This window comes from Nocardioides halotolerans DSM 19273 (assembly GCF_000422805.1).
Taxonomy (GTDB): Bacteria; Actinomycetota; Actinomycetes; order Propionibacteriales; family Nocardioidaceae; genus Nocardioides; species Nocardioides halotolerans.
In genome coordinates this window covers 221498-234501 of record NZ_KE383924.1, presented here as the reverse complement: position 1 = coordinate 234501, position 13004 = coordinate 221498, and the positions used below count along the sequence as shown (strand labels likewise).

At 72.7% G+C, this 13004-nt stretch carries 15 protein-coding genes, 2 tRNA genes and 1 other RNA gene; 12 read left to right on the top strand and 6 right to left on the bottom strand.

Annotated features, from left to right (window positions below; genetic code table 11):
- Nucleotides 1-118: 118 nt before the first annotated feature.
- Nucleotides 119-736, bottom strand: a complete 618-nt coding sequence (locus G514_RS0119640; protein WP_028653136.1) for a hypothetical protein — start codon at nt 734-736, stop codon at nt 119-121.
- Between the two features lie 110 nt (nt 737-846).
- Between G514_RS0119640 and G514_RS31220 the strand changes: the two genes are divergently transcribed.
- Both G514_RS31220 and G514_RS0119630 read left to right on the top strand, forming a co-directional pair.
- A complete protein-coding gene (locus G514_RS31220; RefSeq protein WP_051247820.1) occupies nt 847-2223 on the top strand; it encodes a helix-turn-helix transcriptional regulator in 1377 nt (458 codons plus the stop codon).
- Nucleotides 2224-2263: 40 nt separating this feature from the next.
- The gene (locus tag G514_RS0119630; RefSeq protein WP_028653135.1) at nt 2264-2800 is read left to right on the top strand and encodes a P-loop NTPase family protein; all 537 of its coding nucleotides are present in this window, start codon (nt 2264-2266) and stop codon (nt 2798-2800) included.
- A gap of 16 nt (nt 2801-2816) precedes the next feature.
- On the opposite strand, the gene G514_RS0119625 is transcribed toward G514_RS0119630, so the two are convergent.
- Nucleotides 2817-2905: transfer RNA gene (locus tag G514_RS0119625), tRNA-Ser, on the bottom strand.
- A gap of 99 nt (nt 2906-3004) precedes the next feature.
- Between G514_RS0119625 and ffs the strand changes: the two genes are divergently transcribed.
- From ffs to G514_RS0119590, 8 genes are all read left to right on the top strand, one after another.
- Nucleotides 3005-3095: signal recognition particle sRNA small type (gene ffs, locus G514_RS30000), an RNA gene on the top strand.
- 61 nt (nt 3096-3156) lie between these two features.
- Nucleotides 3157-3525, top strand: a complete 369-nt coding sequence (locus tag G514_RS0119620) for a metallopeptidase family protein (RefSeq protein WP_028653134.1) — start codon at nt 3157-3159, stop codon at nt 3523-3525.
- Between the two features lie 51 nt (nt 3526-3576).
- On the top strand, nt 3577-5652 hold the full coding sequence (locus tag G514_RS0119615; RefSeq protein ID WP_028653133.1) for a DNA polymerase III subunit gamma and tau: 2076 nt from the start codon (nt 3577-3579) through the stop codon (nt 5650-5652).
- A gap of 22 nt (nt 5653-5674) precedes the next feature.
- Entirely contained in the window at nt 5675-6073 is a 399-nt protein-coding gene (locus tag G514_RS0119610; RefSeq protein ID WP_028653132.1) for a YbaB/EbfC family nucleoid-associated protein, read from the top strand.
- A 15-nt stretch (nt 6074-6088) separates the two neighbouring features.
- Nucleotides 6089-6685, top strand: a complete 597-nt coding sequence (gene recR, locus G514_RS0119605) for a recombination mediator RecR (RefSeq protein ID WP_028653131.1) — start codon at nt 6089-6091, stop codon at nt 6683-6685.
- Entirely contained in the window at nt 6682-7332 is a 651-nt protein-coding gene (locus G514_RS0119600; protein WP_245582278.1) for a DUF5063 domain-containing protein, read from the top strand. The genes recR and G514_RS0119600 overlap by 4 nt, the downstream gene beginning before the upstream one ends.
- A gap of 46 nt (nt 7333-7378) precedes the next feature.
- Complete coding sequence (locus G514_RS0119595; RefSeq protein WP_028653129.1) at nt 7379-8650, top strand: aspartate kinase; 1272 nt, start codon at nt 7379-7381, stop codon at nt 8648-8650.
- Nucleotides 8647-9714, top strand: coding sequence for an aspartate-semialdehyde dehydrogenase (locus tag G514_RS0119590; protein ID WP_028653128.1), 1068 nt, complete (start codon nt 8647-8649; stop codon nt 9712-9714). The genes G514_RS0119595 and G514_RS0119590 overlap by 4 nt, the downstream gene beginning before the upstream one ends.
- Before the next feature lie 106 nt (nt 9715-9820).
- On the opposite strand, the gene G514_RS0119585 is transcribed toward G514_RS0119590, so the two are convergent.
- Nucleotides 9821-10420, bottom strand: a complete 600-nt coding sequence (locus tag G514_RS0119585; protein ID WP_028653127.1) for a hypothetical protein — start codon at nt 10418-10420, stop codon at nt 9821-9823.
- 244 nt (nt 10421-10664) lie between these two features.
- Between G514_RS0119585 and G514_RS27910 the strand changes: the two genes are divergently transcribed.
- A complete protein-coding gene (locus tag G514_RS27910; RefSeq protein ID WP_051247818.1) occupies nt 10665-11033 on the top strand; it encodes an AsnC family protein in 369 nt (122 codons plus the stop codon).
- 15 nt (nt 11034-11048) lie between these two features.
- On the opposite strand, the gene G514_RS0119575 is transcribed toward G514_RS27910, so the two are convergent.
- The 3 genes from G514_RS0119575 to G514_RS0119565 form a co-directional block, all read right to left on the bottom strand.
- Entirely contained in the window at nt 11049-11300 is a 252-nt protein-coding gene (locus G514_RS0119575) for a hypothetical protein (protein ID WP_028653126.1), read from the bottom strand.
- A gap of 118 nt (nt 11301-11418) precedes the next feature.
- Nucleotides 11419-11492: transfer RNA gene (locus G514_RS0119570), tRNA-Pro, on the bottom strand.
- A 63-nt stretch (nt 11493-11555) separates the two neighbouring features.
- Complete coding sequence (locus G514_RS0119565) at nt 11556-12494, bottom strand: metallophosphoesterase (RefSeq protein ID WP_036565567.1); 939 nt, start codon at nt 12492-12494, stop codon at nt 11556-11558.
- Between the two features lie 26 nt (nt 12495-12520).
- Between G514_RS0119565 and G514_RS0119560 the strand changes: the two genes are divergently transcribed.
- Nucleotides 12521-12979, top strand: coding sequence for a GatB/YqeY domain-containing protein (locus G514_RS0119560; RefSeq protein ID WP_028653124.1), 459 nt, complete (start codon nt 12521-12523; stop codon nt 12977-12979).
- Nucleotides 12980-13004: the final 25 nt, after the last annotated feature.

Below are 13004 nucleotides of genomic sequence, written 5' to 3'. Positions count from 1 at the left end.
TGCAGTCGTGCCAGCACCGCAAACGTGACACCGGGGCGGCGACTCCGGGGCAGGGGCGGGATAGTCCCTGACGTTTGGGTCTGCGGAGCCAGCGTTTCCGCAACCCACACGTCACGGACTATCCCCGCCGAGCCGCGTGCAGGTCGCTCCCGGGCTTGTCGCGCGAGTCGCCCTCCGCCACCGGCAGCTGCCAGAGGAGCGTGCCGAGGCCGGCGACCAGCGCGATGTTCACGGCGACGGCCAGCGGGGCGACGTTGCCGATGTGGGCGACCGGCCAGACGAGGGCGGCGACCAGCACGAGGCCGCCCTGCCAGCGGGCGCCGAGCCGGACGAGCGCCGCGCCGACCAGGCCCAGGGCCAGGGGGAAGAACAGCCCGAGCGGCTTGATGAGGGTCGCCGCCCCGGCCCGGTCGACGAGCTCGGTGTCGCCCAGGGACAGGTGGATGGCGTCGAACCCGTAGGCCACGGCGCCGGACATCCCGACCAGGCCGACGACGACGATCGCCGCGCGGAGCCGCGCGGCCGGCCGCAGCCAGCCGGCCACGCGGAGGAACACCAGACCGTAGGCGATGGAGGCGAGAACGGCGAGCAGTCCGGCGGTGCCGTCGTCCCAGCCGCGTGCGGCGTACGTCGTGTCGGCGGCCAGGTAGGCCACGGGGGCCACGAGCAGCGAGCCGGTGAGCAGCCGCTCCTCCGGACTCGCGGCGTGGGTGATGTCAGGTGCGGTGGTGGTCATGCCGGCCAGCCTCGGGAGACGGCGGACGTCGCGCCACGGGGAGACCCCTGGACCTCGCGAGCAGGGTTTCCCCTGCTGACTCAGAGGCCGGTGGGTGTCACGATTCCTCGGTGTCCCGCCCCTCCCTGCGCGGCCTCGTGCCGGTGCTGACGCTCAGCGTGGTGCTGGTGCTGGTCACCGTCGGGCTGGCGAGGGGCTGGTGGCTGCCCAACCTCCACAACGGCCTGCTCGCGCTCTCGTGCACGGCGGTCGGCGTCTACGTCCTCCACCAGAGGTCCGGCCACCTCGAGGGCCGGCTGCTGCTGGTCGTCGGGGCGGTCGAGGCGGTGATGTTCCTGGGGCGGCAGGTCGCGCACGCGGACTCCGGCGGCTCGGTGCGCTGGTGGGCGTGGGTCGGCACGTGGCTGGTGCCGGTGGTGATCTGCCTGGTCACCGTGTGGGTGGTCTGCTTCCCCGACGGCCGCCCGCCCTCGAGCCGGTGGCGGCCGGTCGTGGGTGCGGTCGTCGCCGTCTCCGCGTTCTCGACGGTCCTGTCGGCGGGCTGGCCGGTGGGCTACGCGGCGTCCGGCGTCGAGACGAGGCACCCGATCCACGGCGGGTCGCCCGCCCTGGTCTCGACCCTCTGGGACGGGGTGACCAACCCGTCGTTCGTGCTCCTGCAGCTGCTGTGGGTCGTCGTGCTGGTGGTCCGCTGGCGGTCCGGCGAGGCGGCCCGCCAGCTGGGCTGGCTCCTCGCGGCCGTCTCGGTGTCCGCGGTCGCCCTTGTGGTGGGACTCGTCGTGGCCGGCTCGCCCCGGGCGGGGCTGCTCACGACGCCGCTGATCCCCGTGGCCGCCGGGCTCGCCATCGTGCACGGACAGCACGCCGCGGCGTACTCCGCGCTCACGTGGCTCTCGCGCAGCGGTGGCGACCCACGCGAGCTCCCGGCGGCGCTGGCTCGCGCGACCGCCGAGGCACTGCGCGCCACCAGCGCCTCGGTGTGGCTCGGCGGCGAGGACGGCATGCACGCCGTCGGTCTCTGGCCCGAGAGCGGCCCGGAGCCGCCGCCTGGCCCACTCGCCTCGCTGTCCGCCGGCCCGTGGGCGGCCCTGCGGACGGTCTGTCGCGATGAGGAGGTCAGGGGTGCGCTCGTCGTCTCGCGCGCGGACCCGCTCTCGCGTGCCGAGGAGCGGCTGCTCGACGACCTCGCCCGGCAAGCGGCCCTCGTGCTCGAGCACCTGAGCCTGACGGAGGCCATCGCGGCCGAGCGGCGCGCCGGCCACCTCGACGGCCTCACCGAGCGAGAGCACGACGTGCTCGAGCTCATCTCGCGCGGGCTCTCCAACGCCGCGATCTGCGAGGAGCTGCACCTCAGCGTCAAGACGGTGGAGCCGCTGGTCGGCAGCATCTTCGCCAAGCTCGGCCTGCACGCCGACTCGGCCAGCAACAGGCGCGTGCTCGCGGCCCTGCAGTACGTCCGCGCCGCGGAACAGCCGATCCGCTTGTGAGCCGTCGCAGGCCCGCAGGCCGGCCCGCGACAATGGCGACATGCGACGGTGCCGACTCCACGTGCTGGGGGCCAGCGGGTCCGGCACGACCACGCTCGCTCGGGCGCTGGCGAACCACTGGTCGGTGCCGCACGCCGACGCCGACGACTACTTCTGGGTGCCGACCGATCCGCCGTACGTCGAGAAGCGGCCCGAGGGCGACCGGCTGTCGCTGATGCGCAGCGTCTTCGTCCCCCGCGAGGCGTGGGTGCTGTCCGGGTCGATGATCGGGTGGGGCGACGCGGTCGTCGACGAGTGCGACGCGATCGTGTTCCTGGCCCTCGACCCCGAGGAGCGGATCCGGCGCCTTCAGGCCCGCGAGGTGCACCGGCGTGCGGATCGCCCCTTCGACGCCGACGCGTGGGAGGTCTTCCTCGAGTGGGCGCGCGGCTATGACGACCCGGTGTTCGACGGCCGCAGCCTGGTGGCGCACGAGAGGTGGCTCGGCGAGCGCCGGCAGCCCGTGCTGCGGCTCGACAGCGCGGCGAGGCCGGAGGAGCTGCTGCACGCGGTGCTCGACTGGGTGCCGGATCCGTGACCCGGTCGCTGAGCAGTGGCGGAGGATGCGGGATTCGAACCCGCGAGGGCTGTTAACCCAACCCGCTTTCCAAGCGAGCGCCATAGGCCACTAGGCGAATCCTCCGCGCAGGAGAGTACCGGCCGGGTCGTGGGGCCACCGAATCGGAACCGCCATCGAACCGTCGCGTTGGAGCCCCGCGCGGCGCTCACCTACACTCGTCGCAACCCCCCGTGTGGCGGCACCTAGCTCAACTCCCCCAGGGCCGGAAGGCAGCAAGGGTCGGCAAGCTCTGCCGGGTACGCGGGGGGCCTCTTCATGTTCGGGCCCGCCCGCGGTACGTCGATGCGCTTCCGGGCGCCGGGCAGGATCGTGGGGTGGACCCGAGCCTCGTGCCCCCCGACGCCTTCGACGAGCTGGTGCGCGACGCGCTCGACCAGCTCCCTGACGAGGCGGCCGCGCTGGTGGCGCACATCGCGGTCGTCGTGCGTGAGCTGCCCGAGCCAGGTGAGGCGAAGCCGGGGACGCTGCTGCTCGGGATGTTCCGCGGGATCGCCACGACCAGGACCGGCGGCAGGGTGCCCGGCTCCCTGCCCGACGTCATCACGCTCTACCGGCTGCCGATCCTGACCGTCTGCCGCAGCGTGGAGGAGGTCGGCCCGCGGGTGCTGAAGGTGCTCGGTCACGAGGTCGGGCACGCCCTGGGCCTGAGCGAGGAGCAGCTGCGCGCGTACGGCTGGTACTGACGGGACAGCCGCCTTTCGGGTGTCGATGGCGGCAACTAGGGTTCAGGGCAAATGGAGTCCCCTCTCGCTCTCTACCGCCGCTACCGGCCGGAGACCTTCGCCGAGGTCATCGGCCAGGAGCACGTCACCGAGCCGCTGCGCGCAGCGCTGGCCGGCAACCGCGTCAACCACGCCTACCTCTTCAGCGGCCCGCGAGGGTGCGGCAAGACCACGAGCGCGCGCATCCTGGCGCGCGCGCTCAACTGCGAGAAGGCGCCGGTCGCCGATCCGTGCGGCGAGTGCGACAGCTGCCGCGACCTGGCCCGCGGCGGGTCGGGGTCGATCGACGTCATCGAGATCGACGCGGCCTCCCACGGCGGCGTCGACGACGCGCGCGACCTGCGGGAGAAGGCCTTCTTCGCGCCGGTCAGGAGCAAGTACAAGGTCTACATCATCGACGAGGCCCACATGGTCTCGACCCAGGGCTTCAACGCCCTGCTCAAGCTCGTCGAGGAACCGCCGGAGCACCTCCGCTTCATCTTCGCGACCACCGAGCCCGACAAGGTCATCCCGACCATCCGCTCGCGCACCCACCACTACCCGTTCCGGCTCATCCCGCCGCGGCTCATGTCCTCCTACCTCGACGAGCTCGCCCGCAAGGAGGGCGTCGCCATCGAGCCCGCCGCATTGCCGCTGGTCGTGCGCGCGGGCGGCGGCTCGGCCCGCGACACGCTCTCGGTCCTCGACCAGCTGATCGGCGGCGCCGGCCCTGCCGGGGTGACCCACGAGCTGGCCTCGGGGCTGCTCGGCTACACGCCCGACGCGCTGCTCGACGAGGTGGTCGACGCGTTCTCAGCCGGTGACGGTGCGTCGGTGTTCAGCGTCGTCGACAAGGTCGTCGAGACCGGCCAGGACCCGCGCCGCTTCACCGAGGACCTCCTCCGGCGGCTCCGCGACCTGGTGATCGTGGCCGCCGTCCCGGGGGCCACCGCGAGCGGCCTGATCGACGTCTCCGAAGACCTCGCCGACCGGCTGGTCGCCCAGGCGGCCAGGTTCGGCGCGACGGAGCTGAGCCGGGCCGCCGACATCCTCGCCACCGGCCTCACCGAGATGCGCGGAGCCACCGCGCCGCGGCTGCTGCTCGAGCTGCTGTGCGCCCGGGTGCTGCTTCCCGGCGCCGACCACACGACCGACGGCCTCGCCGCGCGCCTCGACCGGCTCGAGCGCCGCGCCGCCATCACCGGCACCCCGAGCGCGGCCGCCAGCGCGGCCCCGGCTCCGACGGCGCCTCCCGCCCAGGACCGCCCCGCCGCAGCCGCGGCGCCGGCGGCGATGGCCGACACCGTCGCCGCGCCGGAGCCCGTCGCACCTGCCCCCGCGCCGGTCGCTGCCGAGCCCGCTGCCGAGCCCGCCGCCGAGGCGCCGCCCGAGCCGGAGCGTGCTCCCGAGGCCACGCCCCAGCCCTCGCCCCAGCCCACCCCCCAGCCCGCCCAGCCCACGCCGACCCCGGTCCGCGGCAGCAGCCTGAGCCTGGTCGACGTCCGCCTGCTGTGGCCCGACGTCGTCGAGTCCACCAAGACCCGTCGCCGGATGGCCTGGATCCACCTCACCCAGAACTGCCAGGTGGTCGGCCTCGACGGCAACGTGCTCACGCTCGGGTTCGCCAACGCCGGCGCGCGCGACAGCTTCGTGTCCAGCGGCTGCGCCGAGGTGGTCCACCAGGCCGCGATCGACGTGGTCGGCGCCGACTGGAAGATCGAGACGATCGTCGACCCGGGCGCCCAGCCCGAGGCCGCACCGGTCGTCACCAGGGCGGCGACCGACCCCGCGCCCGTGGCGCAGTCAGAAGCCCAGCCCGCGCCGGAGCCGGCCGCCACCGACGCGCCCGACGCGCCGCCCGCGTGGGCGGCCGACGACGAGGCGCGACCGGAGACGCCCGACCCGAGCGCGGCAAGGGCCGCCGCCCGCGAGGCGATCCAGCAGACCAGGCCGAAGGGCGCCGAGACCCCGCGCACCGACGAGCTGGCCGCCGCCGACGCCGTGGCCAGCCGCGACGACCTCGACGCCGACCCCGACGACCTCGGCAGCGAGGACCTGCTCGCCCGCGAGCTCGGCGCATCGACGATCGAGGAGATCAAGCACTCATGACGACCACCGAAGGGCACCGACCATGACCGAGGGCCAAAACCCGTTCGAGGCGCTCGGCGCCGGCGGCTTCGACATGAACTCCCTGCTGCAGCAGGCGCAGCAGATGCAGGAGCAGCTCGCCCAGGCGCAGGAGCGGCTCCACGACACCGAGGTCGAGGGCAGCGTCGGCTCGGTCACCGTCAAGGTCAACGGCGTCGGCGAGCTGACCGGCGTCACGCTCACGCCGGGCTCGTTCGACGCCGACGACGCCGAGAGCCTCGCCGACCTCGGCGACATGGTCGTGGCCGCCTACCGCGACGCGAAGGCGAAGGCCGACGCGATGGCGACCGAGGCCCTCGGCCCGCTGGCCGGGGGCATGGGCGGCATGGGCGGCCCCGGCGGCCCGCCGTCCGCGCCGGGCCAGCTCGGCTTCTCCGGCTAGCGGTCCACCACCCCCATGTACGAAGGCGTGGTCCAGGACCTCATCGACGAGCTCGGCCGGCTGCCGGGCGTCGGGCCGAAGGGCGCCCAGCGCATCGCCTTCCACCTGCTGCAGGCCGAGGAGCCCGACGTACGCCGCCTCGCGGAGGTCCTCATCGAGGTCAAGGCGCGGGTGAAGTTCTGCTCGATCTGCTTCAACGTCTCCGAGGCCGACCTGTGCCGGATCTGCAGCGACCCGCGGCGCGACCTGACCGTCCTCTGCGTGGTCGAGGAGTACAAGGACGTCGTGGCCATCGAGCGCACGCGCGAGTTCAAGGGCCGCTACCACGTGCTCGGCGGGGCGATCTCGCCGATCGACGGCATCGGCCCCGAGCAGCTGCGCGTGCGCGAGCTGATGATGCGGCTCTCCGACGGCACGGTCACCGAGCTGATCCTCGCGACCGATCCCAACCTGGAGGGGGAGGCGACCGCCACCTACCTCACACGTATGTTGAAGGACCTCGACCTCACGGTGACCCGGCTCGCCAGCGGGCTACCGGTCGGCGGCGACCTGGAGTACGCCGACGAGGTCACCCTCGGACGAGCCCTGGCGGGAAGGCGGAGCGCCCAGTGAACGATGTGCCGACCAACGACGTACCCCCGGACGACGGGCAGGTGGCACGCGAGGTCCTCACCAGCGAGGACGAGGACTTCGCGCAGAGCATCGCCGACTCCTTCGCGAGCTTCCTGCTCGCGCTCCGCGAGATCGCGCGCGAGGGCGACGTCGGGCCCGCGATCTCGCTGCTGCTGCTCGAGATCAGCCAGATCTCCCTGGCGGGTGCCAGGCTCGGCGCACAGCGCGACTTCGAGCCGCGCCAGAAGTACCAGCCCGACGTCGGGCCCGAGTCCGACCTCGACGACATGCGGCTGCGGCTGGCCGGGATGCTCGACAACCTCGACACCTACAGCTACGTCTTCGACCCCTATGTCCCCGAGGTCGTCGAGAGCCAGCTCTCCGACGACCTCACCAGCATCGCCTCCGACCTGGAGACCGGGCTGCGGCACTTCCAGGAGGGCGACCTCGCCGAGGCGCTGTGGTGGTGGCAGTTCTCCTACGTCTCCTCGTGGGGCAACCTCGCGGGGGTCGCGCTCAACGCGCTGCTGTCGGTGGTCGCCCACGACCGGCTCGACGCCGAGTTCACCGGTGAGCACGAAGTCGTGGCGGTCGCCGCCGAGATCCTGGGCGAGGGGTCCGCGGACCCCACCGAGGTGTCCACGTAGCCGCTGCGCACCACTGCCCCGAGCCGCCCCAAACTAGACTCGTCGGGTGGGAATCGTCGTCCAGAAGTACGGTGGCTCGTCCGTCGCTGATGCCGCGGGCATCAAGCGCGTGGCGCAGCGCATCGTCAACACCCGCAAGGCGGGCCACGACGTCGTCGTCGTGGTCTCGGCCATGGGCGACACCACCGACGAGCTGCGCGACCTCGCCGAGCAGGTGACGCCGCTGCCGCCGCCGCGCGAGCTCGACATGCTGCTCACCTCCGGCGAGCGGATCTCGATGGCGCTGGTGGCGATGGCCATCGCCGCGCTCGGCCACACCGCGAAGTCGTTCACCGGCTCGCAGGCGGGCGTGATCACCGACTCCGCCCACGGCAGGGCCAAGATCATCGACATCACGCCGGGGCGGATCGAGCAGGCCATCAGCGAGGGCGCGATCGCCATCGTGGCCGGCTTCCAGGGCGTCTCGCAGGACACCAAGGACATCACCACCCTGGGCCGCGGCGCCTCCGACACCACCGCGGTGGCGCTGGCCGCCGCGCTCGGGGCCGAGGTGTGCGAGATCTACTCCGACGTCGACGGTGTCTTCACCGCCGACCCCCGCATCGTCCCGACCGCCCGCAAGCTCGACCGCATCTCGGTGGAGGAGATGCTGGAGATGGCGGCGTCGGGCGCCAAGATCCTGCACCTGCGGTGCGTCGAGTACGCGCGCCGCTACCAGATGCCGGTCCACGTCCGCTCGTCCTTCTCGCAGAAGGAAGGCACCTGGATCGTCCCCGTCCCCGAGGGAGAAGAACCCGTGGAACAGGCCATCATCGCCGGAGTCGCCCACGACCGCAGCGAGGCCAAGGTCACCGTGGTCGGCGTGCCCGACAAGGTCGGCGAGGCCGCCCGGATCTTCGAGACGCTGGCCTCCGTCGAGGTCAACCTCGACATGGTCGTCCAGAACGTCTCGGCCGCCGCGACCGGCCTGACCGACATCTCGTTCACGCTGCCGCGCGCCGACGGCAACACCGCGATGTCCGCGCTCGCGAAGATCCAGGACGAGGTCGGCTACGACAAGCTGATCTACGACGACCAGATCGGCAAGGTCTCGCTGATCGGCGCCGGGATGCGCTCGCACCCGGGCATCACCGCGAAGTTCTTCTCGGCGCTGGCCGCCGCGGGCGTCAACATCGAGATGATCTCCACCTCCGAGATCCGGATCTCCGTCATCGTCGACGAGGGCCAGGTCGACGACGCGGTGCGCGCCACCCACAGCGCCTTCGACCTCGACGCCGACGAGGTCGAGGCCGTCGTCTACGGAGGCACCGGCCGATGACCACCTTCAACGTCGGCATCGTCGGCGCCACCGGGCAGGTCGGTGTCGCGATGCGCCAGATCCTGGCCGAGCGCGGCTTCCCGGTCGGCGACGTCCGGTTCTTCGCCTCCGCGCGGTCGGCCGGCACCGTCCTGCCCTACGACGGTCCCCAGGGTCGACAGAGCGTCGTCGTCGAGGACGCCTCGACCGCCGACCCGAGCGGCCTCGACATCGCGCTGTTCTCGGCGGGCGCCACCACGTCGCGGGCGCTGGCGCAGAAGTTCGCCGACGCAGGCGTCATCGTCGTCGACAACTCCAGCGCCTTCCGCAAGGACCCCGACATCCCGCTGGTCGTCTCGGAGGTGAACCCGCAGGACGCCGCGGCCGTCATCGCGGCCGGGCAGGGCATCATCGCCAACCCCAACTGCACCACGATGGCCGCGATGCCGGTGCTCAAGCCGCTGCACGACGAGGCCGGGCTGGTGCGGCTGATCGCGTCGACGTACCAAGCGGTCTCCGGTTCCGGCGTCGCCGGCGTCGAGGAGCTCGCCGCCCAGGTGGCGGCGGCCGGTGACAAGGCCCGCGAGCTCGCCTACGACGGTGAGGCCGTCGCGTTCCCCGAGCCCGAGAAGTACGCCCGCACCATCGCCTACAACGTGCTCCCGCTGGCCGGCTCGATCGTCGACGACGGGCTCGAGGAGACCGACGAGGAGCAGAAGCTCCGCAACGAGTCCCGCAAGATCCTCGGCATCCCCGACCTGCCGGTCTCCGGCATCTGCGTGCGGGTGCCGGTCTTCACCGGTCACTCGCTGGCGATCAACGCGGAGTTCGAGCGGCCCCTGACCCCCGCGCGCGCCTGCGAGCTGCTCGCCGCCGCGCCCGGGGTGGAGCTGAGCGACATCCCGACGCCGCTCCAGGCGGCCGGCAAGGACCCGTCGTACGTCGGCCGGATCCGACAGGACCCCGGCGTCCCCGACGACCGCGGGCTCGCGCTGTTCGTCTCCAGTGACAACCTGCGCAAGGGCGCCGCGCTCAACACCATCCAGATCGCCGAGCTGGTCGTCGCGTCGGCTGCCGTCGAGTGACCCTGTCTGCCGTCGAGTGACCTGATGTGCAGGTGTGGGAGCGTTCCCAATCTGCCGAATGGGTCACTCGACGCCCCCGGCGGCCGCCGGGACAGCCAGCGCCGGCTCAGCTCTCTGTATCGATGTAGGTGCTGGCCACCCAGTGCGCCGCCAGGAACGTCGCCACGGACACGAGCGGGATGACGATTGCCATCCACCACTCGAAGATCGAGCCGACGAGGAAGAGCAGTGTCGCCACGCTCAGCAGCCCGACGGCCAGGAAGCTGGTGCTGCCGGGCTCCGGCACGTGCGCGAGGCGGAGCACCACCATGCCGACCAGCACCGCCACGACGAGGATCGCGACCAGCAGGAAGAAGCCCTGGTCACCGCACGACGAGGTGCCCTTGACCTCGGTGCACAGCCGCAGCGAGGCCCAGGTCGCCGCGACGATGAGGCCGCCGACGAGCAGCCCGGTCAGCGCCGCCGCAGGCGCACCGCCCAGCCACGGGTCGCGGGGCGGCCGGGGCTCGCGGACCGCCTCCGCGACCGGCGCGGGCTCCGGCATCGGCGTGGGCTCGCTGGTGTCGTCGAAGATCGTGTCCGGGTCGGCCGGCGCCATCACCGGCGCAGGGACGGGTTCCGGCGCGGGCGCCTGCTTCCTGCGCTTGCGGCCGAACAGCGACGGGGGCTCCAGGGACGGCGAGCTCCCGTCGCGATCCTCGGACATGGAGGAAGTCTCTCAGACCCACCGGTGCCTGACGTCCTGCCAATCCGGGCATGACTCCGGACTGGACCAGTCCACCTGGCGCACATGCCCGATGGGGCATTGACACGGCGGTTGGCTAGGCTCTCACCGCTGAGTTCGTCCAAGGGGGGCTTTGATGGACTTCGAGCCGACTGCCTGGTCATGCTCATTTTGCGGAAGAAGCGGCGCCGACGAGACGCGGTACGCCGCCGGTGTTGGCGCCCTCATGTGCACCGACTGCCTCTCGTCGTTCTCCGAGGCGTTCGCGGCGCCGGAGAACGCCAGCCAGCGCGTCCTCGGCTGGACCGACGACTCCATGTCCGACGCCGACATGCTCGCCCGGCTGCCGCTCATCGCGGCCACCGCGGGCCAGGTCGACCGCTACCTGCGGCTCTGGGTGGCCCGGATCCGCGAGCGGCACATCTCCTACGCCGAGATCGGCAAGGCCCTCGGTGTGTCCCGGCAGGCCGCCTGGGAGCGCTTCAGCCGGGTCGTCGACCCGACCAAGGACGGCCCCGCGAGCGCCGACTCGACCAATGACTCGGCCAATGACTCGGCCAATGACTCGGCTACCGACCCGTCCCTGACGGTCTGACCACCGCGCGGAGGCTCAGGCCGCCGCGATCTCGTCGAGCAGCAGCACCAGCTCGCGCAGCGCGCTCTCGATCTCCGCGGGGTGCTGTCCGCCGGCCAGGCGCGCCTCGGCGACGTGCCGAAGCCCTGCGCGGTCCTCGGCCGGCACCGCCTCGAGGCGCGACAGGACGTCCTGCAGGACCAGCACGCCGCTGTCCTGGTCGAGCACGTCCTCCGGCGCCGCCAGCAGGAACACCAGCTGGTCCACCACGATGTCTGCGAGCGTCATCGAGTCACCACCCTTCCGCCCGCCAGTGTCGCGGGTCGGCGGCCCGGCTGTCCGGCATATCCCCAGAGACGGCGAAGGCTCCCGGCCGCGGAGCGACCGGGAGCCGACGAGCGAAGAGTCGGGCTGACAGGATTTGAACCTGCGGCCTCCTCGTCCCGAACGAGGCGCGCTACCAAGCTGCGCCACAGCCCGATTGTGAGCCGGGCTCACAAGGTCCGGAGCATACCGGAGCAGCCGGGGGGTTCCCCAATCGGTTCAGCGGCTGCGCGGCACCAGCGTGAGCAGTGTGGCCTCCGGGCGGCAGGCGACCCGGATCCGGGCGTACGGCGAGGTGCCGAGCCCGGCCGACACGTGCAGCCACGCGGAGCCAGGATCGCCGTCGCGCGAGGCGGCCGGGTGCCGGTGCAGGCCCTTCGCCCGGGCGGGCTCGAGGTCGCAGTTGGTCGTGAGCGCGCCGACCCCGGGCAGGCACACCTGGCCGCCATGGGTGTGGCCGGCGAGGATCGCGTCGTAGCCGTCGGCGGCGAGCTGGTCGAGGACCCGCAGGTACGGCGCGTGCGCCACCCCGACCCGCACGTCGGCGTCGCGGTCGGCCGGGCCGGCGACGTCCTGGAGTCGGTCGTAGCGCAGGTGCGGGTCGTCGACGCCCGCGAACGCGAAGGAGAGCTCGCCGACCTTGACGACCTCCCGCCGGTTGGTGAGGTCGACCCACCCGGACGCCGTGAACGCGTCGCGCAGGTCGGGCCACGGCAGCCGCGCCGCGGCGGTGTTGCGCCGGCCGTCGTCGGGCAGCAGGTAGCGCAGCGGGTTGCGCAGCGTCGGGCTGAAGTAGTCGTTGGAGCCGAACACGAAGACGCCGGGCACGTCGAGCAGCGGCCCGAGCGCGTCGCGGACCACCGGCACCGAGGCGGCGTGGGCCAGGTTGTCGCCGGTGTCGACGACGAGGTCGGGGCGCAGCGTCGCGAGGCCCGCCAGCCACTCCTGCTTGCGCCGCTGGCCGGGCGTCATGTGGATGTCGCTGAGGTGCAGCACCCGCAGCGGCCGCGCACCGGCGGGCAGCAGCGGCACCTCGACCCTGCGCAGGGTGTACTGGCGAGCCTCCCAGGCGGCGTACGCCGTCAGCCCAACCCCCGCGACGGCGCCGGTGCCGAGGACCCCACCGGCCACCCCGCCCGCAACTCGGAGGAAGGACATCCCACAAGGCTGCCACAATCGCGGTCATGGCCACCCTCAAGGACCGCCTCCGCGAAGACCTCACCGCCGCCATCAAGGGCCGCGACACCACCCGCTCCTCGACGCTGCGCATGGTGCTCACCGCGATCACCAACGCCGAGGTGTCCGGCAAGGAGGCGCGCGAGCTCAGCGACGACGAGGTCATCGGCGTGCTGTCGAGCGAGGCGAAGAAGCGCCGCGAGGCCGCCACCGCGTTCGACGACGGCGGCCGGGCCGAGATGGCCGACAAGGAGCGCTCCGAGGCCGCCGTGATCGCCGACTACCTGCCCGAGCAGCTCTCGGCCGACGAGATCAGCGCCCTGGTCACCGCCGCCATCGAGAAGACGGGCGCGGCGGGCGAGGGCATGAAGGCGATGGGCAAGGTGATGGGCGTCGTCCAGCCGCAGGTCAAGGGCCGGGCCGACGGCGGTGCCGTCGCCGCGGAGGTACGCCGCCAGCTCGGGTGAACTCCTCCGGGAGTGAGGAACGAGT

Excerpts from the sequence above, each read along its gene's own strand:
- G514_RS0119610 (WP_028653132.1), top strand. The coding sequence starts at position 5,675 with ATGACCGAGGGCCAAAACCCGTTCGAGGCGCTCGGCGCCGGCGGCTTC.
- G514_RS0119585 (WP_028653127.1), bottom strand. The coding sequence starts at position 10,420 with ATGTCCGAGGATCGCGACGGGAGCTCGCCGTCCCTGGAGCCCCCGTCG.
- recR (WP_028653131.1), top strand. The coding sequence starts at position 6,089 with ATGTACGAAGGCGTGGTCCAGGACCTCATCGACGAGCTCGGCCGGCTG.
- G514_RS0119630 (WP_028653135.1), top strand. The coding sequence starts at position 2,264 with ATGCGACGGTGCCGACTCCACGTGCTGGGGGCCAGCGGGTCCGGCACG.
- G514_RS0119615 (WP_028653133.1), top strand. The coding sequence starts at position 3,577 with ATGGAGTCCCCTCTCGCTCTCTACCGCCGCTACCGGCCGGAGACCTTC.
- G514_RS0119590 (WP_028653128.1), top strand. The coding sequence starts at position 8,647 with ATGACCACCTTCAACGTCGGCATCGTCGGCGCCACCGGGCAGGTCGGT.
- G514_RS0119640 (WP_028653136.1), bottom strand. The coding sequence starts at position 736 with ATGACCACCACCGCACCTGACATCACCCACGCCGCGAGTCCGGAGGAG.
- G514_RS0119565 (WP_036565567.1), bottom strand. The coding sequence starts at position 12,494 with ATGTCCTTCCTCCGAGTTGCGGGCGGGGTGGCCGGTGGGGTCCTCGGC.
- G514_RS27910 (WP_051247818.1), top strand. The coding sequence starts at position 10,665 with ATGTGCACCGACTGCCTCTCGTCGTTCTCCGAGGCGTTCGCGGCGCCG.
- G514_RS0119560 (WP_028653124.1), top strand. The coding sequence starts at position 12,521 with ATGGCCACCCTCAAGGACCGCCTCCGCGAAGACCTCACCGCCGCCATC.
- G514_RS0119575 (WP_028653126.1), bottom strand. The coding sequence starts at position 11,300 with ATGACGCTCGCAGACATCGTGGTGGACCAGCTGGTGTTCCTGCTGGCG.